Origin of the sequence: Pseudooceanicola batsensis HTCC2597 (assembly GCF_000152725.1) — a bacterium.
GTDB classification, from domain to species: Bacteria; Pseudomonadota; Alphaproteobacteria; order Rhodobacterales; family Rhodobacteraceae; genus Pseudooceanicola; species Pseudooceanicola batsensis.
This window is the reverse complement of record NZ_CH724131.1, coordinates 2,518,575-2,536,558: the sequence shown is the minus strand read 5'-3', so window position 1 is coordinate 2,536,558 and position 17,984 is coordinate 2,518,575. Positions and strand designations below refer to the sequence as shown.

22 protein-coding genes are annotated in these 17,984 nt (G+C 66.5%); 15 read left to right on the top strand and 7 right to left on the bottom strand.

The window, feature by feature from the left end; translation table 11 throughout:
• Positions 1 to 13: 13 nt before the first annotated feature.
• Both OB2597_RS16230 and OB2597_RS16225 read left to right on the top strand, forming a co-directional pair.
• On the top strand, positions 14 to 910 hold the full coding sequence (locus OB2597_RS16230; protein ID WP_009806693.1) for a D-amino acid aminotransferase: 897 nt from the start codon (positions 14 to 16) through the stop codon (positions 908 to 910).
• Positions 907 to 1,629: a sulfotransferase-like domain-containing protein gene (locus OB2597_RS16225; RefSeq protein ID WP_009806692.1), complete on the top strand. Its 723-nt coding sequence runs from the start codon at positions 907 to 909 to the stop codon at positions 1,627 to 1,629. Before OB2597_RS16230 ends, OB2597_RS16225 begins: the two co-directional genes overlap by 4 nt.
• Here the strand turns inward: OB2597_RS16225 and OB2597_RS16220 are convergent.
• Positions 1,610 to 1,894 (bottom strand): SCP2 sterol-binding domain-containing protein, encoded by a 285-nt coding sequence (locus OB2597_RS16220; protein WP_009806691.1) that lies wholly within the window; start codon positions 1,892 to 1,894, stop codon positions 1,610 to 1,612. The two genes, OB2597_RS16225 and OB2597_RS16220, sit on opposite strands and share 20 nt — an antisense overlap.
• A 148-nt stretch (positions 1,895 to 2,042) precedes the next feature.
• Positions 2,043 to 3,266: an argininosuccinate synthase gene (locus OB2597_RS16215; protein WP_009806690.1), complete on the bottom strand. Its 1,224-nt coding sequence runs from the start codon at positions 3,264 to 3,266 to the stop codon at positions 2,043 to 2,045.
• A gap of 102 nt (positions 3,267 to 3,368) precedes the next feature.
• Here OB2597_RS16215 and ilvA point away from each other — a divergent pair, with 102 nt between their 5' ends.
• Positions 3,369 to 4,604, top strand: a complete 1,236-nt coding sequence (gene ilvA / locus OB2597_RS16210; RefSeq protein WP_009806689.1) for a threonine ammonia-lyase IlvA — start codon at positions 3,369 to 3,371, stop codon at positions 4,602 to 4,604.
• On the opposite strand, the gene OB2597_RS16205 is transcribed toward ilvA, so the two are convergent.
• Positions 4,601 to 4,924: an Hpt domain protein gene (locus OB2597_RS16205; protein WP_009806688.1), complete on the bottom strand. Its 324-nt coding sequence runs from the start codon at positions 4,922 to 4,924 to the stop codon at positions 4,601 to 4,603. The two genes, ilvA and OB2597_RS16205, sit on opposite strands and share 4 nt — an antisense overlap.
• A gap of 130 nt (positions 4,925 to 5,054) precedes the next feature.
• Positions 5,055 to 5,489, bottom strand: coding sequence for an NUDIX domain-containing protein (locus OB2597_RS16200; RefSeq protein WP_040609406.1), 435 nt, complete (start codon positions 5,487 to 5,489; stop codon positions 5,055 to 5,057).
• 82 nt (positions 5,490 to 5,571) lie between these two features.
• On the opposite strand from OB2597_RS16200, the gene hslO reads away from it, so the two are divergent.
• The 6 genes from hslO to OB2597_RS16170 all read left to right on the top strand — a co-directional run bounded on the left by hslO (position 5,572) and on the right by OB2597_RS16170 (position 12,010).
• Complete coding sequence (gene hslO, locus OB2597_RS16195; protein WP_009806686.1) at positions 5,572 to 6,564, top strand: Hsp33 family molecular chaperone HslO; 993 nt, start codon at positions 5,572 to 5,574, stop codon at positions 6,562 to 6,564.
• Positions 6,539 to 7,156, top strand: coding sequence for a CoA pyrophosphatase (locus tag OB2597_RS16190; RefSeq protein WP_050759245.1), 618 nt, complete (start codon positions 6,539 to 6,541; stop codon positions 7,154 to 7,156). The genes hslO and OB2597_RS16190 overlap by 26 nt, the downstream gene beginning before the upstream one ends.
• Positions 7,156 to 8,316 (top strand): CCA tRNA nucleotidyltransferase, encoded by a 1,161-nt coding sequence (locus OB2597_RS16185; RefSeq protein ID WP_009806684.1) that lies wholly within the window; start codon positions 7,156 to 7,158, stop codon positions 8,314 to 8,316. The genes OB2597_RS16190 and OB2597_RS16185 overlap by 1 nt, the downstream gene beginning before the upstream one ends.
• A 49-nt stretch (positions 8,317 to 8,365) precedes the next feature.
• Complete coding sequence (locus tag OB2597_RS16180) at positions 8,366 to 10,207, top strand: ABC transporter ATP-binding protein (protein ID WP_009806683.1); 1,842 nt, start codon at positions 8,366 to 8,368, stop codon at positions 10,205 to 10,207.
• An 11-nt stretch (positions 10,208 to 10,218) separates the two neighbouring features.
• The gene (locus OB2597_RS16175; RefSeq protein ID WP_009806682.1) at positions 10,219 to 11,436 is read left to right on the top strand and encodes a class I SAM-dependent RNA methyltransferase; all 1,218 of its coding nucleotides are present in this window, start codon (positions 10,219 to 10,221) and stop codon (positions 11,434 to 11,436) included.
• Between the two features lie 76 nt (positions 11,437 to 11,512).
• Positions 11,513 to 12,010, top strand: a complete 498-nt coding sequence (locus OB2597_RS16170) for a L,D-transpeptidase family protein (protein WP_009806681.1) — start codon at positions 11,513 to 11,515, stop codon at positions 12,008 to 12,010.
• A gap of 41 nt (positions 12,011 to 12,051) precedes the next feature.
• On the opposite strand, the gene dalA is transcribed toward OB2597_RS16170, so the two are convergent.
• On the bottom strand, positions 12,052 to 12,594 hold the full coding sequence (gene dalA / locus OB2597_RS16165) for a divisome-associated lipoprotein DalA (RefSeq protein WP_148234749.1): 543 nt from the start codon (positions 12,592 to 12,594) through the stop codon (positions 12,052 to 12,054).
• A 165-nt stretch (positions 12,595 to 12,759) separates the two neighbouring features.
• Between dalA and OB2597_RS16160 the strand changes: the two genes are divergently transcribed.
• Both OB2597_RS16160 and OB2597_RS16155 read left to right on the top strand, forming a co-directional pair.
• Positions 12,760 to 13,380 (top strand): L,D-transpeptidase, encoded by a 621-nt coding sequence (locus OB2597_RS16160; RefSeq protein WP_009806679.1) that lies wholly within the window; start codon positions 12,760 to 12,762, stop codon positions 13,378 to 13,380.
• Positions 13,381 to 13,520: 140 nt separating this feature from the next.
• Positions 13,521 to 13,700 carry a hypothetical protein gene (locus OB2597_RS16155; RefSeq protein WP_040609405.1) on the top strand — a complete coding sequence of 60 codons (180 nt, stop codon included), beginning with the start codon at positions 13,521 to 13,523 and terminating at the stop codon, positions 13,698 to 13,700.
• A 61-nt stretch (positions 13,701 to 13,761) separates the two neighbouring features.
• On the opposite strand, the gene hemH is transcribed toward OB2597_RS16155, so the two are convergent.
• Both hemH and OB2597_RS16145 read right to left on the bottom strand, forming a co-directional pair.
• The gene (hemH, locus tag OB2597_RS16150) at positions 13,762 to 14,808 is read right to left on the bottom strand and encodes a ferrochelatase (protein ID WP_009806677.1); all 1,047 of its coding nucleotides are present in this window, start codon (positions 14,806 to 14,808) and stop codon (positions 13,762 to 13,764) included.
• 51 nt (positions 14,809 to 14,859) lie between these two features.
• Positions 14,860 to 15,684, bottom strand: coding sequence for a methyltransferase domain-containing protein (locus OB2597_RS16145; RefSeq protein WP_009806676.1), 825 nt, complete (start codon positions 15,682 to 15,684; stop codon positions 14,860 to 14,862).
• Between the two features lie 11 nt (positions 15,685 to 15,695).
• Here OB2597_RS16145 and OB2597_RS16140 point away from each other — a divergent pair, with 11 nt between their 5' ends.
• From OB2597_RS16140 to OB2597_RS16125, 4 genes are read left to right on the top strand one after another with little or no spacing between them, the layout of a single operon-like run.
• Positions 15,696 to 16,430 (top strand): ComF family protein, encoded by a 735-nt coding sequence (locus tag OB2597_RS16140; RefSeq protein ID WP_009806675.1) that lies wholly within the window; start codon positions 15,696 to 15,698, stop codon positions 16,428 to 16,430.
• 30 nt (positions 16,431 to 16,460) lie between these two features.
• Positions 16,461 to 16,715, top strand: a complete 255-nt coding sequence (gene grxC, locus OB2597_RS16135) for a glutaredoxin 3 (RefSeq protein ID WP_009806674.1) — start codon at positions 16,461 to 16,463, stop codon at positions 16,713 to 16,715.
• Positions 16,715 to 17,548, top strand: a complete 834-nt coding sequence (locus OB2597_RS16130) for a carbon-nitrogen hydrolase family protein (RefSeq protein WP_009806673.1) — start codon at positions 16,715 to 16,717, stop codon at positions 17,546 to 17,548. Before grxC ends, OB2597_RS16130 begins: the two co-directional genes overlap by 1 nt.
• Positions 17,545 to 17,979: a MarR family winged helix-turn-helix transcriptional regulator gene (locus OB2597_RS16125; protein ID WP_009806672.1), complete on the top strand. Its 435-nt coding sequence runs from the start codon at positions 17,545 to 17,547 to the stop codon at positions 17,977 to 17,979. Before OB2597_RS16130 ends, OB2597_RS16125 begins: the two co-directional genes overlap by 4 nt.
• Positions 17,980 to 17,984: the final 5 nt, after the last annotated feature.

Here is a 17,984-nt window from a genome sequence, read left to right as displayed (position 1 = left end):
CCGGAGGAACCCGATGCAGGACCAGACTACCCACGACGCCGAAGACGACCCGCGCAACGCTGATCTCAGATACTACCTGAACGGCCGGATCGTCGGACCGGACGAGGCGGTGGTGAGCATCTACGACAGCGGCTTCATGCTGGGCGACGGTATCTGGGAGGGGCTGCGGCTATACGATGGCCGGTGGGCCTTCCTGGACGACCATCTCGACCGGCTGTTCGAGGCGGCCAAGGCGATCGATCTCGATATCGGCATGACCAGGGCCGAAATCGTCTCTGTTCTTGAGGAATTGCGTCTCGCGAACGGGATGGAGACGGATGCCCACGCCCGGCTTATGGTCACGCGGGGGCGCAAGATCCGGCCGTTCCAGCACCCGTCTCTGTCGCGCTCGGGTCCTACGGTCGCGATCATCATGGAACATTCGGTGCCCCGGGTCGGGCGTCCGCTGCGCCTGGCGACCGTGCCGCATCTGCGGGGGCTGCCGATGACCCAGGATCCCAAGCTGAACTCGCACTCCAAGCTGAACTGCATTCTTGCCTGTATTGCAGCCGAAAAAGCCGGCGCGGACGAGGCGCTGATGCTGGATGTGCATGGCTTCGTGAACACGACGAATGCCTGCAACTTCTTCATCGTGCGGAAGGGCGAGGTTTGGACCTCGACCGGGGATTACTGCATGAACGGGATCACCCGGCAGAAGGTCATCGACCTCTGCCGCGAAGCCGGAATACCCGTCTTCGAGAAGAATTTCTCGCTCGTGGAGTGCTATTCCGCGGAAGAGGCCTTTGTCACCGGAACCTTCGGCGCGCAATCGCCGGTCGGCAAGATCGACGGACGGGTGATCGGCGACGGGCAGCTGGGGCCCACGACCGCGCGGATCCGGGGTCTCTACAAGGCGCTCGTCGCGCGATGAAGATCGCCTGCTGGTCCGGGCCGCGCAACATCTCGACCGCGCTGATGTACGCCTTTTCGAACCGGGCCGATTGCGGCGCCGTGGACGAGCCGTTCTATGCCGCCTACCTCGCCGCGACGGACAAGCCGCATCCGATGCGCGCCGAGGTTCTGGGGTCGCAGCCCACCGATCCCGAGGCGGTGATTTCGACCCTGTTGGAGGCGGATTCGTCCCCGCATGTCTATCACAAGCACATGGCGCAGCACATGCTGCCGGGGATCCGGCGCGACTGGTGGACCGATATGGCGCATGTCCTGCTGATCCGTCACCCGGCCCGTGTCGTCGCCTCCTTCACCAAGGGTTTCGCAGAGGCGGGGCTTGAGGATATCGGCGCTGCGCAACTGGCGGGGATATACGACGACCTCGTCGCGCAGGGGATCGATCCGGTGGTGGTCGAAGGATCGGACGTGCGGGCCCGGCCGGAAGCGATGTTGCGCGCCCTGTGCAGCCGGATCGGCCTGCCTTGGGATCCCGCTATGCTGTCGTGGCCGGCCGGACCAAAGGCCGTCGACGGTGTCTGGGCGCCGGTCTGGTACGGTGCGGTGCACGGCTCGACCGGCTTCGCCGGGCCGGAGGGGGATCTGCCGGTGCTGAAGGGAGGCCACGCCGAGATGGCCGAGGCGGCGATGCCCTATTACCGGCGGCTGGCGGCGGCGAAGCTTAGCCCAGAACCTGGCTGAGCTTCAGGGCGACCGACATGTCGCCCGATACCTTCAGCTTGCCCATGGCGAAGGCCGTCATCGGGTTGAGCTTGCCTGCGATCAGCTTGGCCAGATTCGCTTCCGAGATGCGGATGGTGCAGTCGGCGGCCCTGTTTCCGAGATAGGCGGTGTCGCCGTCCAGCGTGATGGCGCCGTCCTCTCCGCAATCGAACTTGATCGAGTTCTCCAGCGGTTTCTCGTCGAGCCCGCGCTGGAGCCTTGCAGCGATATCTGTCAGTGCCATGTCGTGTCCCTCTGCTGTCCGAAGGCTAGAGCCGAGCGGTGCGCGGGCCACAACGGTGACGCAACGTAGAGCGCCCCAAATAGACACTGTTCCGCATGAAAAAGCCGCCGGAATGAAACGGCGGCCTGGCCTTGTGCGATCAAGGTTCCTATTTCAACCGCCGGTCCCGGGCGGCCAGAAGCTTCAAGCGCAGCGCGTTGAGCTGAATGAAGCCCTGGGCGTCCTTCTGGTCGTAGGCGCCGGCGTCTTCCTCGAAGGTCACGTGGGCTTCGGAATAAAGCGAATGGTCGGACCAGCGCGCGACGGTGCGGGCGGAGCCCTTGTAGAGCTTCAGCCGGACGGTGCCCGAGACGTGTTCCTGGCTCTTGTCGATCAGGGCCTGCAGCATCTCGCGCTCGGGAGAGAACCAGAAGCCGTTGTAGATGAGTTCCGCGTAGCGGGGCATGATCGAGTCCTTGAGGTGACCCGCGCCGCTGTCGAGCGTGATCTGTTCGATGCCGCGATGCGCCTCGAGCAGGACGGTGCCGCCGGGGGTCTCGTAGACGCCACGGGACTTCATGCCGACAAAGCGGTTCTCGACCAGGTCGAGGATGCCGATCCCGTGCTTGCCGCCCAACTCGTTCAGCTTCGTCAGGATCGTGGCGGGGGACATGGCCTCACCGTCGATGGCGACGGCATCCCCCTTCTCGAACGTGATCTCGACGAATTCCGGCTGGTCCGGCGCGTCCTCGGGGCGGGTGATGCGCTGCAGGACGTAATCCGGGGCCTCGTCGGCGGGGTTTTCCAGCACCTTGCCCTCGGAGGAGGTGTGCAGGAGGTTCGCATCGACCGAGAACGGCGCCTCGCCGCGCTTGTCCTTGGCGATCGGGATCTGGTTCGCCTCGGCAAATTCCAGAAGCCTGGTGCGCGAGGTCAGGTCCCATTCACGCCAGGGGGCGATCACCTTGATTTCGGGGTTCAGGGCATAGGCGGAAAGCTCGAACCGCACCTGATCGTTGCCCTTGCCGGTGGCCCCGTGGGCGACGGCATCGGCGCCGGTTTCCTCGGCGATCTCGACCAGCCGCTTGGAGATCAGGGGGCGGGCGATGGAGGTGCCCAGCAGGTAAAGCCCCTCGTAGAGGGCATTGGCGCGGAACATCGGGAAGACGAAGTCGCGGGTGAATTCCTCGCGGATGTCTTCGATATAGATGTTCTCGGGGCTGATGCCGAGCAATTCGGCCTTCTTGCGGGCGGGTTCGAGCTCTTCGCCCTGGCCGAGGTCGGCGGTGAAGGTCACGACCTCGCAACCGTATTCGGTCTGCAGCCATTTCAGGATGATCGAGGTGTCGAGGCCCCCGGAATAGGCCAGGACGACTTTCTTCGGCGCGCTCATGATGTCCCCTTGTCTTGATCGGGCGAGGCGATAGCGGGTTTTTCGAGGGGGCACAAGGTCGCGGCCCTTGCCGCGCCCGGCACAAAGCGGCAATGAAAAGGGATGAGAGATATCGAAGACTTCCGCGACAAGGCCCGGGCCGCCATGGTGGCGATGCGATCGGTCTTTCCCGTCACGCCGCTGATGCGCAACGATCATCTGTCCGACAAGTTCGGGGCGGATATCTGGCTGAAGCGCGAGGATCTGTCGCCGGTACGGTCCTACAAGCTGCGCGGCGCCTTCAACGCCATGCGGCGGGCGCAGGGGGCAACGTTGTTCGTCTGCGCAAGCGCCGGGAACCACGCGCAGGGGATGGCCTATATGTGCCGGCATTTCGGGGTGCGCGGGGTGATCTTCATGCCGGTGACGACACCGCAGCAGAAGATCGACAAGACGCGTATCTTCGGCGGCGACATGGTCGAAATCCGGCTTGTGGGGGACTATTTCGACGACACGCTGGCCGAGGCGCAGGACTTCTGCGCGACCGAGGGCGGGCATTTCCTGGCGCCTTTCGACGACGAGGACGTGATCCTGGGGCAGGCGACGATCGCGGCCGAGATCGAGGCCGAGATGCCGCGCGGCGCGGACTTGATCGTCCTGCCTGTCGGCGGCGGGGGACTGTCGGCCGGAGTCCGGAGCTATTTCGGCCCGGAACAGAGACTGAAATTCGTCGAACCCGCCGGCGGCGCCTCGCTCGCGGCGGCGGTCGAAAACGGCGGACCGGTGACATTGACCAAGGTGGACAGCTTCGTCGACGGGGCGGCTGTGGCGCGGATCGGCGCGAAACCGTGGGAGCGTCTCGACGGGATCGACCGGCAGGATGTGCTGGCCGCGCCGGAGGACCGGATCTGCATCACCATGCTCGAGATGCTGAACATCGAAGGGATCGTGCTGGAACCCGCCGGGGCTCTGGCGGTCGACGTGCTGGATGCGATCAGGGACGAGATAAGGGGAAAACGGGTGATCTGCGTCACCTCGGGCGGGAATTTCGATTTCGAGCGGCTGCCCGAGGTGAAGGAGAGGGCGCAGCGTCATTCCGGCGTCAAGAAGTACCTGATCCTGAGGCTGCCGCAGCGGCCTGGCGCGTTGAAGGAATTCCTGAACATGCTGGGGCCCGAGGACGACATCGCGCGGTTCGAGTACCTCAAGAAATCGGCGCGCAACTTCGGATCCGTGCTGATCGGGATCGAGGCGAAGCGGGCCGGGGATTTCGACACGCTCTTCCAGCGGCTGGACGAAGGCGGGTTCACCTATCGCGACATCACGCGCGACACGATCCTGGCAGAGTTCCTGATCTAGGCGGCGATGCGCCCGCGAAACTCGGTTAGGAAGAGGTCGCGGCTTTCGCGGTAGACGCGGCCAAGCCCGATCAGGTCTACCTCGTCCGGGCGGCCAAGCGCGGCCAGATGCTCGGCCTCGGCCACCCGGGTCGCGAAAGCGGCGAAGCCGAGGTTCAGCGCGCATCGCTTGACGAAGTGCAGTGCCGCCTCGAGGTCTTCGGCCATGCCTATGGTCTGCAGGGCAATCTCGATAGCCTGCAACGAGAGAACGGCCACTTCTTCAAAGCGGTCGCTGCCGACCTCTCCGGCAAGTTGCTGCGCCTTGTTCCAGTCGATCATGCCGGTAAACGCCTCCTGGAAGCAGACTAGGCCGGATCGTTTACCGAAGTCTCAACCAGCAGAAAAAATCATGTTTAGCGGTGCGTTACCGGCTACGTCCCCACCAGGACGACGGGTTCCGGCCCCCGGGCTAGCGCAGCATCCGCGCCAGCGTGTCTGCGCTGCCGGGATCGGCCAGAAGATCGGCGGCCAGCCCGGCGGGCGCCCAGATCGCCATGTGCCCGGGCTCGGTCGGGTCGCCGTGCGGGCGGACCGGCCTGGCCAGATAGATCGCGCAGATCTTGTCCGCCCACTTGTCGTATTCGGGCATGTAAGTGTAGCGCCGGAACACGCCGATGCGCCGGGGCGCCGCAATGATCCAGCCGGTTTCCTCGAACACCTCGCGGTGAAGTGCGCGGAGCGGGGATTCCCCTGGATCGACACCGCCGCCGGGCAGCTGGAACTCCGGCGTCGGGTCGGACTGGTGGGTCAGCAGCAGGTCGCTTCCCCGGGGCAGGATCGCGTACACTCCGGCGCGGGTTTCGTAACGTCTCTGCGGGTCCGGGGCGTCTCCGTATCGGCGCATGGGGGGCCTGCCTTGTAACCGGGCGCGATTGCCCCTAGGTGCTGCCCAAGATATGCCTGTAGAGGGCGCAGAAGGAAACCCCATGACGATCGGATCGAAACTGGCCTGGGACGATACCGTCCTGCCATTCCAGCTGGACACTTCGGATGTGCGGGGCCGTGTGGCGCGGCTCGACGGCGTGCTGCAGGGGATCCTGTCGCAGCACGACTACCCGGATGTGGTCGAGGCGCTGGTCGCCGAGATGGCGCTGCTGACCGCGCTGATCGGGCAGACGATCAAGCTTCGGTGGAAACTGTCCCTCCAGGTCCAGTCGAACGGCCCGGTGCGGATGATCGCCACGGATTACTACGGACCCGAAAAGGACGGGGAGCCGGCCCGCATCCGTGCCTATGCGAGCTTCGACCGCGACCGGCTGACCGGCCGGGCGCCCTTCGACCAGGTGGGCGAAGGCTATTTCGCCATCCTGATCGACCAGGGACAGGGGATGCAGCCCTACCAAGGGATCACCCCGCTTGCCGGCGGGTCGCTGAAGGCCTGCGCCGAGAGCTACTTCGCCCAGTCCGAGCAGCTGCCGACCCGGTTCTCGCTGTCCTTCGGCAAATCGACCGAGGCCGGCGGAGAGGAGCATTGGCGGGCCGGCGGCGTGATGGTGCAGGTCATGCCCGAGGCGGGCATGGGCGCCACCCCCGAGGGGGGATCCGGCGAAGGGGGGCTGTTGCTCGCCACCGATCTGGTGGAGGGCGAGGAAGAGGAAGACTGGAACCGGGTCAACCTCCATCTCGACACGGTCGAGGATCTGGAACTGATCGGGCCGAACGTGACGCCGACGGACCTGCTGGTCCGGCTGTTCCACGAAGAGCAGCCGCGCGTCTTCGACTCGCAGCCCGTGCGGTTCGGCTGCACCTGTTCCGAAGACCGGGTGCGGCAGTCGCTGTCGATCTATTCCGCCAAGGACATCGCCAAGATGACCACCGATGACGGCGTGGTCACGGCCGATTGCCAGTTCTGCGGAGCGCATTACGTGCTCGACCCGAAGACGGTTGGCTTCGATGCGGAGGACCCGGGTGAAGGCTGAGCCGGCGAGTTTTGATCGCATCCGCGAGGCGCTGGCCCGGCCGGGTGACGGATCGTCGGATTTCGACCTGAACGGCGGGGCGTTCGACACCCCGACCAAGACGCTGCGCCCGGCCGGCGTCCTGGTTCCGCTGATCGCGCGCGACGGGATGCTGAACGTGATCCTGACCAAGCGGACCTCGCATCTCAAACATCACCCGGGGCAGATCGCCTTCCCCGGCGGCAAGGTCGAGCCGACGGATGCCGATGTGACGGCTGCGGCCCTGCGGGAATCGCAGGAAGAGATCGGCCTGCCCCCGGAACTCGTGGAGGTTGTCGGCTACCTGCCGCCGCACGAAACGGTCAGCGTCTTTTCGATGACGCCGGTCGTGGCGCGGGTCACGCGCGATTTCGACAAGGTCCCCGAGCCGGGCGAGGTCGAGGACGTGTTCGAGGTGCCGCTCGCCCATCTTCTGGATCCCGAGAACTACCGCGTTCAGGGGCGGCGCTGGATGGGGTCGACGCGCTACTATTTCGTGGTTCCCTACGGCCCCTATTACATCTGGGGCGCGACGGCGCGGATCTGCCGGGTCCTGGCCGACAGGCTGGCGTGATGCGCATCGGGGGCGACTGGCTGGACCACCCCGGCACGGTCGCCGTCTGTGCCATGCTGACCGCGGCCGGGTACCGGGCGCTCTTTGTTGGCGGCTGCGTGCGGGATGCGCTGCTGGGCCGCCCGGTGGGGGATATCGACATCGCCACCGACGCCCGGCCCATGCAGGTCATGGACCTGGCCGAGGCGGCCGGGATCAAGGCGGTTCCGACCGGGTTCGATCATGGGACCGTCACGCTCGTCTCGCATGGGCTCGAACACGAGGTGACGACGTTTCGCCGGGACGTGGAGACGGACGGGCGCCATGCCCTTGTTCACTACTCGGACGATCCGGCCGAGGACGCGGCGCGGCGCGATTTCACGATGAATGCGCTTTATGCCACGCCCGAAGGCGAAATCGTCGATCCGCTGGGCGGGCTGCCGGACCTGCGCGCCCGGCGGCTGCGGTTCGTGGGGGAACCGGCGGCGCGCATCATCGAGGACTATCTGCGGATCCTGCGGTTCTTCCGGTTCTTCGCCTGGTACGGCGATCCTTCGCAGGGCATGGACCCAGAGGCTCTTGCCGCCATCGCCGGGCATGTCGACGGCCTGTCGCGCCTCTCGCGCGAACGTGTGGGGCACGAGATGCGCAAGCTGCTGATGGCGCCCGATCCGTCCTTCGCGGTCGCGGCGATGCGCCAGGCCGGTGCGCTCTCGGCCGTGCTTCCCGGGTCGGACGACAGGGCGCTCGGCCCGCTGGTGCATCACGAGCAGGCGCTCGACGTTCCGCCGGACCCGATCCGGCGGCTCGCCGCTGTCACCGGCGACGATCCGGGGCCCGCGCTGCGCCTCAGCCGGGCCGAGAGCCGTCGGCATGCGACGCTGCGCGACGCGGTGGGCGGGACCGAAGGCGCGGCGGAACTCGGTTACCGGTTCGGAGAGGCGGCGGCCCTCGACATTCTGCTGCTCAGGTGGGCGCTGCTCGAGCATCCCGGGGACCCGCGTCAGGTCGAACAGGTCCGGCGCGGCGCCGCGGCCGTCTTTCCGGTCCGCGCCGAGGATCTCATGCCGGACCTCTCCGGGGCGGCGCTGGGCGACCGGCTGAAGCAGCTGGAGCGCCGGTGGATCAGGTCGGGCTTTGCGCTGACGCGGGACCAGTTGTGCGCGGGCGGGGATGGTTGAACGGCGTCGCCGCGCGCTACATTGGGCAACATCGGTCGGAAGACACAGCATGCCATTCGATACCAAACGTTTCATCGACCCGTTCCAACGGGCTGAGGGGCCGCCGCCGGTGACCCTCGTGCCGTATATCGGCTGGCTGCTCAAGGGCGCCTGGCCGGTGATCCTGGTGGCCGCTTTCCTGTCGGCCATTGCCGGAACGGTCGAGATCGGGTCGGCCTGGATCCTCGGCGCGGTGATCGACAGCGCGACCGCGGCCGGGCCGGAGCAGGCGTTCGTCGGCGAAAGCCTGACGATGATACTGCTGGCGCTGCTGTTCTTCCTGCTGGCCCGCCCGGTGCTGATGGGCCTGTCCTCGGCCGCCAACACGCTGTTCATCATGCCCAACGTGTTCAGCCTGACGCTGTCGCGGCTGCATCGCTGGACCATGGGGCAGAGCGTCACCTATTTCGACAACGACTTTGCCGGCCGCATCTCGCAGAAACAGATGCAGAGCGCCTCGGCCATGACGGAAGTGTCGATGGAGACGATCAACTCGGTCGTCTTCGCGCTGGCCTCGATCATCGGCGCGGGGATGCTGCTGGTCACGATCGATCCCCGGCTACTGATCGGGTTCGGCACATGGATGGTCGCCTACGCGGCCCTGATCCGCTATTTCCTGCCACGTATCCGTGCGCGATCCAAGGCGCGCGCCTCGGCGCGGGCGATGGTGTCGGGGCAGGTGGTCGATACGATCACCAACATCAAGACGGTCAAGCTGTTCGCCCATGCCGACCACGAGGACCGGGTCGCGCTGCGGGCCATCGACGAATTCCGCGGCCGGGCGCTGGACTTCGCCAAGGTGTCGGTGACCTTCCGCATCCTTCTAATGACCCTGGCCGGAGCGCTTCCCGTGCTCCTCGTCGGCGGATCGCTCTGGCTCTGGTCGGCCGGGACCACGACGATCGGCTCGGTGGTGGCGGCGGGCACCGTGGCGATCCGGCTGGCGCAGATGACCGGCTGGGTCTCGTTCACGCTGATGGGGATCTCGGCCAATATCGGCGAACTCGAGGACGGCATGCGCACGCTGGCGCGGCCCCTGCGCCTCGAGGACACGCCCGGCGCGACGGAGCTGTCGGTGCCCGAAGGGCGCGTGACCTTCGACCGGCTGACCTTTGCCTACGGGCGGGATATCGGCGGGGTCCGCGACATCGACCTCGAGATCCGGCCCGGCGAGAAACTGGGTATCGTCGGCGCATCCGGGGCGGGGAAATCCACGCTCGTCGCGCTGTTGCTCAGGCTCTACGATGCGGAATCGGGCCGAATCCTGATCGACGGGCAGGACATCCGCGACGTCACCCAGAACAGCCTGCGCCGCAAGATCGGGCTGGTCACGCAGGAGACCGCGATGTTCAACCGCTCGGCGATGGAGAACATCCGCTACGGTCGGCCCGAAGCGACCGAAGAGGAGGTCTTTGCCGCCGCCTCGAAAGCGGAGGCGGACGAATTCATCCGCACGCTGGGCGACCACCTGGGCAACGAGGGGTACGAGGCGCGGCTCGGCGAGAGGGGGGTCAAGCTGTCGGGCGGTCAGCGCCAGCGGATCGCACTCGCGCGGGCGATCCTAAAGGACGCGCCGGTGCTGGTCCTGGACGAGGCCACATCGGCGCTCGATTCCGAGGTCGAGGCCTCGATCCAGTCCGCGCTCGAACGGGTGATGGAGGGCAAGACGGTGCTGGCCGTCGCGCATCGTCTCTCGACGATTTCGCACATGGACCGCATCGCCGTGCTGGACGAAGGCCGCATCGCCGAGATCGGGTCGCATGACGAACTGCTGGCCAAGGGCGGGCTCTACGCCCGATACTGGAGCCGGCAATCCGGCGGCTTTCTCGGATCGCAGGACGCGGCCGAATAGGAACGGCGAACGTGACGGAATACAGGATCCAGCGTCTGGGACATCAGGGCGACGGGGTGGCCCCCGGCCCCGTCTTCGCGCCGACGACATTGCCGGGCGAAACCGTGACCGGCACCCTCTCGGGCCAGCGGCTCGGGGATGTGCGGATCGTCACCCCATCGCGGGACCGCGTCGCCGCGCCGTGCCGGCACTACAAGACCTGTGGTGGCTGCCAGCTGCAGCATGCGGCTGACGATTTTGTCCGGGACTGGAAGGCCGGGGTGGTCGCCCGGGCGCTGACCGCGCAGGGGCTGGACTGCGAGATTGCGGAGGTGGTGACCTCTCCTCCGCAATCGCGCCGCCGCGCCACCCTGTCGGCCCGGCGCACCAAGTCGGGGGCCATCGCCGGGTTTCATGGTCGCGCTTCGAGGACCATCGTCGCGATTCCCGACTGCCTACTGCTCGAGCCTCTGCTGATGCAGGGTCTGCCGGTGGCCGAGGCCCTGGCGCGGATCGGTAGCTCGCGCAAGGGCGAGATCTCGGTGGCGGCCATGGCCTCCGAGTCGGGCCTAGATATTGCAGTGACCGGAGGCAAACCGTTCGACGCGGCCCTCGGGGTGCCGCTGGCCGAGGAGGCCGAGCGCAGCGACCTTGCGCGGCTGTCCTGGGACGGCGAGATCGTGGTGACCCGACGCCCGCCGATCCTGTCCTTCGGCGCCGCGCGTGTGGTTCCGCCGCCGGGCGCGTTCCTTCAGGCCACTCGGGCGGGCGAGGCCGCGCTGCAGGGCGCCGTCGCCGGGATCACCTCCGGCGCACGGCGGGTGGCCGATCTCTTTGCCGGGATCGGCACCTTTGCCCTCCCACTGGCCGAGACCTCCGAGGTGGTGGCGGTCGAGGGAGACCGGGCGATGATGGAGGCGCTGGATCGGGGGTGGCGCGGGACGCAGGGTCTGAAAAAGATCGAGACGGTGACGCGCGACCTGTTCCGCAATCCTCTGCTTGCGGACGAATTGCGCCATTTCGACGCCGTGGTGATCGACCCGCCCCGCGCGGGGGCCGAGGCGCAGGTCGCCGAGCTTGCGGATGCGGGCGTGCCGGTGATCGCCCATGTCTCGTGCAACCCGGTCACGTTCGCCCGCGACGCGGCACGGCTGGTGGCCTCGGGCTACCGGATGGGGCCGGTGACGGTGGTGGACCAGTTCCGCTGGTCCGCCCATGTCGAGCTTGTCGCCGGCTTCCACCTCACATGAGCGTGAGCCGCGCGCGCGGCCTATCGGGGCGCGCGGTTTCGGGGTATAAGGGCAAAAAAGATCCGAGGCGGCAGTAATGCGTTTTCTCTCCCTGATCCTGATGATCGCGATTGGGCTCGGCCTGTCGGGCTGTGCCTCCAAGTTCAAGACGTACTACGGACCTGAGGTGACCCAGGTGCTCGTGTACAAGGCGGACCGCCGGATGTACCTCATGCATCACGACGAGGTGCTGAAGAGCTACCGGATCGGACTGGGTTTCGCGCCGGTCGGACACAAGCAGTTCGAAGGGGACGGGCGTACGCCGGAAGGCACCTATCGGATCGACCGTCGCAATCCGGACAGCGAATTCCATCTCTCGGTCGGATTGTCCTATCCGAATACGCGCGACGTCGCCTTCGCCACGAGCCAGGGCAAGAGTCCCGGCGGCGACATCTTCATCCACGGGCTGCCGAACCGGTTCAAGAAGTCCGGGTCCCGTGACTGGACGGCGGGTTGCATTGCGGTGCGCAACCATGAGATCGAGGACATCTACGCGATGGTGAAGGACGGGACGCTGATCACGATCCATCCCTGAACGCGGGCCCGGCGCGCCACGAGGGACGTGCGTGGGCGATATCAGGTCCCCGGCTGGGGCTCCGCGGCGCCGCCCATGATCATCGTCCACCAGATCTTGCCGTTCGATTCCTGGTGCCAGGCAAAGCCCATGTCGGTGGCCCGGCGATCCAGGATCACGCGGCGCGTGTTGTCGGTGTCCATCCAGGCGGACAGGGTCTCGAGTTCGGTCTCGTAGGTCTCGGAGATGTTCTCGCCCAGCATCGCACCGGAATAGCCGACGCGCCGCACCCGGTCGATCGGAGAGGATCCGTCCGAACCGAAATGCCAGGGTCTGTTCTGGCGCGCCATGTCCTGCGAATGCGTGGCCGCCGCCGCCGTAAGGCGGCTGTCCAGTTCGACAGGTCCCGCACCCGCGGCGGCGCGCAGGCTGTTGACGGCGTCCTGGACGTCGTAGGGGATGCTGGACCGGGCGCCGACCGGGATGCGATACACCTTCGGCAGTGGCCTGCCGTCGGCGCCCAGCCGTGTCGGGTTTTCGGTCGGGACCGGGGTGCAGGCCTGCAGGGCGACGAGGGCCGCAGCGATGATCATGTGTAGCCGCATCTGTCTCTATCCTGGCTGACGAGCGTTCCGTCAAGGAGTAGCGAAAGCCGGCGCGGGATTCAAACCCACTTGCACGTTATCGTGCCCGAAGCGGGTTTGATTTGTCTCTTCGGTCGCGGCGCACTACTATTAGGCGTCCCTTGAATCGATCCAGTCAGGTCCGTCATGAGCAGCACATTCCACACCCGCCGCGCATTCCTTGCCGGCACCGCTGCGACGCTGGCAACGCCCGCGCTTTCGCAGCAGTCCACCGATGAGAACTATGCATCTCCGTTCGAGAACTCGACCGAGGTCGAGCGCAACCTCGACGAGCCGGCGGTGCGCCGCAATATCTCGAGCTTCCGGTCCTTGGACTGGCGGCCGTATTTCTCGAACACCAGGAACGGGGCGATCCTCGTCGATATCGACAGCCGCGCGTTGCACTACTGGTCCGAGGACCAGTCGATCTACCGCCTCTACCCCTCGTCCGTGCCGGTCAGCGAAGAGCTGACGCGCCGCGGGCGAACCTCGGTGGTGCAGAAGGTGGTCAAGCCGACCTGGCGCCCGACGCCGAACATGCGCAAGCGCAACCCCGAGTGGCCCGCCGTGGTCGAGGGCGGTGCGCCGGACAATCCTCTCGGGCCGCTGGCATTGTATCTGGGCTGGACATACTACCGCATCCACGGGACGCATGACACGCGCAAGATCGGCCGCCGGTCCTCGAACGGATGCATCGGGCTCTACAACGAGCATATCACACAGCTTTTCGAGCTTTCGAAGGTCGGGACGCAGGTGTTGCTTATTTGACGACATCGCGGCGTCGCAGCATGCTCCTGCTTTAACAAGCATTTGCAATGGCGGGAATTTACTGCTTAGAACGGGTTACGAGGTAAGTCTTGGGTGCCGGACAGGTGCGTTTTCTGTCCGGCGAATATCTGGAGGATACTATGAAGAAACTCGTTCTCGCCGCCGCACTGGCAGCTGCAGCTTCGACCGCAACCGCTGGCTCCCTGGCCGATCCGGTCGTTGAAGCACCGGTCATCGTCGAAGAAACCACGGCTTCGTCCGCCGGTTTCCTGATCCCGCTGCTGCTTCTGGCTGTTGTCGCAGTCGCTGCTTCCCAGTAAGATCAGCTGACTTTGTTCAGGGAAAAGGCGGTGCCGAGGCACCGCCTTTTTTCTTTGCCGGTCAGTCCAGCCAGCCGGCCAGGTTCGCCTCGATCCGCCCGGTGAGCGCGGCTATATGGGCCTCGTCGTCGTTCAGGCACGGCACGTAGGTAAAGCTTTCGCCGCCGGCGTGCTCAAAGCTCTCGCGGATCTCCTCGTTGATCTCTTCCAGCGTCTCGATGCAGTCGGCGGAAAAGGCCGGGGCGATGACCGCGATCCTCTTCCTGCCGTTCTCGGCAAGGCGCGCGACCTCTTCGACCGTGTATGGCTTAAGCCATTCCTCGGGCCCGAATTTCGACTGGAAGGTCGTGGTGATGCGGTCGTCGGACCAGCCCAGCCGTTCCTTCAGCAGTCGCGTCGTCTTCTGGCACTGACAATGGTACGGGTCGCCTTCGGTCAGATAGCGGAAGGGGAGCCCGTGGTAGGAACAGACGAGGATATCGGGTTCCCGGTCCGCGGCCGCATAGGCCCGCTCGACCGAGGCGGCGAGGGCCTCGATATAGGCCGGATCGTCGAAATAGGGCGGAAGCGTCCGGCTCGCCGGTTGCCGCTTTTCCTGCATCAGGGCGCGGAAGAACTGGTCGTTGGCGGTGGCCGTGGTGGCGCCGGCATATTGCGGGTAGAGCGGGCAGAAGAGGATGCGGGTGCAGCCGGCCGCGACCATGCGCCTGACGACAGACGGGGTCGAGGGATTGCCGTAGCGCATGCAGTAATCGACCATCACGGCATCGCCATAGCGCTCGTGCATCCGCGCTCCGAGCTTTGAGACCTGCTGCTTGGTGATGGTCATGAGCGGCGATTCGTTCGCCTCTTCGTTCCAGATCGTCCGGTAGGCCGCGCCGGACTTGAACGGCCGGGTCGACAGGACGATGCCCTGCAGGATCGGCTGCCACTTCCACGCCGGGTAGTCGATGACACGCTTGTCCGAAAGGAATTCGTTCAGATAGCGGCGCATCGGCCAGTATGACGTGTCGTCGGGCGTGCCGAGATTGGCGATCAGCACGCCGACCTTCTCGCGGGGTATCCGGGGATGGTCGGCCGGTGCATGGGCGGGTCGTTCAGCGGTCATTGTCTGTCCCTTGCAATCGATGAAAGGGACCTAGCGACTTCGCCCGCGCGGTCAATCCTTGAGAGGTACTTCGCGCGCATTCAACGCATCGGCGAGCCGCTGGCTGGCCGAGCCCGGCCGCAGGGGTTTCTGCTGGCTCTCGTCCGGCGCCCAGCCGGTCAGGGTGATCAGGTCCACCGTGGCGGGGATGCGGTCGTCCCGGCCGAAGCTCCGGGCATAGATCTCGGCGGCGCGCAACAGGACGGCGGGGCGGGTCGGTCGCCGCAGCCGGTTCTGCAGGGCGTTGGCCTCGCCCATGGCGCGCAGTTCCCGCATCAGGTGCATCGGCGTGGCATAGGTGACCGTGAAGGGATGTCCGTCGGCGACCGGCAGGGCCAGGCCCGCCCTTTGCAGCAGGGCGCCCAGGTCGCGGATCTCGGCCATCGGCGCGACGCGTGGCGAAAGGCCGCCCGTCACCTCGCTTTCGGCCTGTCCTAGGGCGGCGCGCAATTCGGTCAGGGTCTGGCCGCCGGGCAGGATCGCGAGGAAGAGACCGTCGGGTTTCAGCGCCCGGCGGCACTGGATGATCTGGCCGAGCGGGTCGTCGGCCCAGTGCAGCGACATGGCGTGGATGACGAGGTCATGGGCCCCGGTCCCGAGGTCGAGCACATCCGTATCCGGAACGATCCTGGCCTCGGGCCCGGGAAAGTCCCTCCACTTGCCGGGATGCCCCGTCACGACGGCCGGCGCCGTAAAGGCCCTGTTAACCATCGACAGGCGATCCTGAATGTCCTCCCGGGCCATGTCATGGAGAAAGAGCGAACCCTCCTGCGCCCGGGCGCGGTTGCGGTGGAGGGCTGTGCGGTCCGTCAGGCGGGGAGGGGTCGATCCGGTCATGGGGGTTAGATATGCGCCTTGCGTCGGTACTTCAAACGGCCTTGCGGCTGGTCTATCCGCCGACCTGCCTGACCTGCGACGCGCTGGTCGAGGCCGATCACGGCCTTTGCGGGACCTGCTGGGGAGCCACCCCTTTCATCGGCGCCTCGGTATGCGGACTCTGCGGCGCGCCGCTGCCCGGAGACCACGTGGCCGCGGGCGACCTGTGCGACGATTGCCTGACGACCGAACGGCCCTGGGATGCGGGTCGCGCGGCGCTGGTCTACCGCGACAATGCGCGGCGGCTGGTGCTCGGGCTGAAGCACGGCGACCGGATGGATATCGCGCGGCCGGCCTCGCTGTGGATGGCCGGCGCGGCGGGCGACATGTTGCACCCCGGGATGCTGGTGGCGCCGATTCCGTTGCACTGGCGGCGGCGTATCCGGCGGCGCTATAACCAGTCGGTCCTGCTCGGGCGGGGGGTCGCCGGGCGGACGGGCCTGCCCTTCTGTCCCGACTTGTTGCAGCGAAACCGGCCGACGCCGGTGCTCGACGGCAAGTCGCCGGACGAGCGATTCAGGGCGCTGCACGATGCGGTGACGGTCAATCCGCGCCGTGCGGGGCGGGTCGCCGGCGGGTCGGTCCTGCTGATAGACGATGTCATGACCTCGGGCGCGACGCTGACCGCTGCGACAGGGGCGCTGAAGAGGGCCGGTGCCGCATCCGTTTCGGTCCTGACACTGGCGCGTGCGGTCAAAGGTGCTTAGGTTTCGGGGGAACGAGACCGGAGGTCCAGAATGAAACCTGTTGAAATCTACACCACCCCCATCTGCGGCTTCTGCAGCGCCGCCAAGCGCCTGCTCGACGGCAAGGGCGTCGACTATAGGGAAATCGACGTCATGCGCGACCGCGAGAAAAAGCAGGAGATGATGCAGCGGGCCGGCCGTCATACGGTGCCGCAGATCTTCATCGACGGCCAGCATGTCGGCGGATGCGACGAGCTTTACGAACTGGAGCGGGCGGGCAAGCTCGACCCGATGCTGACCGCGTGATGAAGGCGGCTCTGCTTCAGATCACCTCCTCCGACCAGCCGGAGGAGAACCTGGCCATGGTACGCGGGATGGTGCGCGACGCGGCGTCGCAGGGCGCCGGGTTCGTGCTGACGCCCGAGGTCTCCAATTGCGTCTCGACCAGCCGGACGCATCAGAAAGAGGTGCTGGAGCCGGAAGAGGACAACACCTTCCTTGCCGGGATGATCGAAGAGGCGAGGGCGAAGGGAATCTGGCTGCTGCTCGGGTCCATCGGCGTCAAGACAACCGATCCCGACGGCCGGTTCGCGAACCGGTCGTTCCTGATTTCGCCTCGGGGCGAGATCGCGGGCTGGTACGACAAGATCCACATGTTCGACGTCGAGGTCTCGCCCGAAGAGACCTATCGCGAAAGCGCGGGCTACCGGCCGGGGGACCGCGCCGTGGTGGCGGATGCCGGTTTCGCGAAGATCGGGATGACCGTCTGCTATGACCTGCGGTTCCCCAAGCTCTACCGCGTGCTGGCCCACGCGGGTGCGACGATCCTGACGATACCGGCCGCCTTCTCGCCGGTGACCGGGGCCGCCCACTGGGAACCGATCCTGCGCAGCCGGGCCATCGAGACGGGATGCTTCGTGCTGGCACCGGCGCAATGCGGCGACCATTCGGTGGTGCGGGGCAAGGCCCGCCGGACCCACGGCCATTCGATGGCGGTGGCGCCCTGGGGCGAGGTCCTGCTGGATGCGGGCACCGATCCGGGCGTCCACCTCGTCGATCTCGATCTGGACCGGGTCGAGGAGGCGCGCCGGCGCGTCCCCTCTCTGTCGCACGACCGGGAGTTCACGCTCGCCCCATGACCGACCCGTCGAATTCTCTGGCCATCGCATTGTTCAGCGAAATCCTGACGGCGGACCAGCTCGTGAGGAACAGGCTGTCGAAGGTGATGCCCAAGGGGATGGAGATCTCGCATTTCTCGGTCCTGAACCACCTCGCGCATATCGGTCAGGAGAGGAGCCCGGCGCAGCTTGCCCTGACGTTCCACGTCACGCGGGGCGCGATGACCAACACGCTGAGTAAGCTGGAATGGGCGGGTTACGTGCATATCCGCCCCGACTGGGACGATGCGCGCCGCAAGATGGTGGGCATATCCAAGGCCGGGACCCTGGCGCGGGACGCGGCGCTCGAGGCGGTCTCGCCCATGGTCGAGGAACTGATCGGAGAACTGGGGGCGGAACGGGTCCGTGCGGTGCTCCCGATCCTGCGCGAGCTGCGCGGCAAGCTCGAGTAACGCTC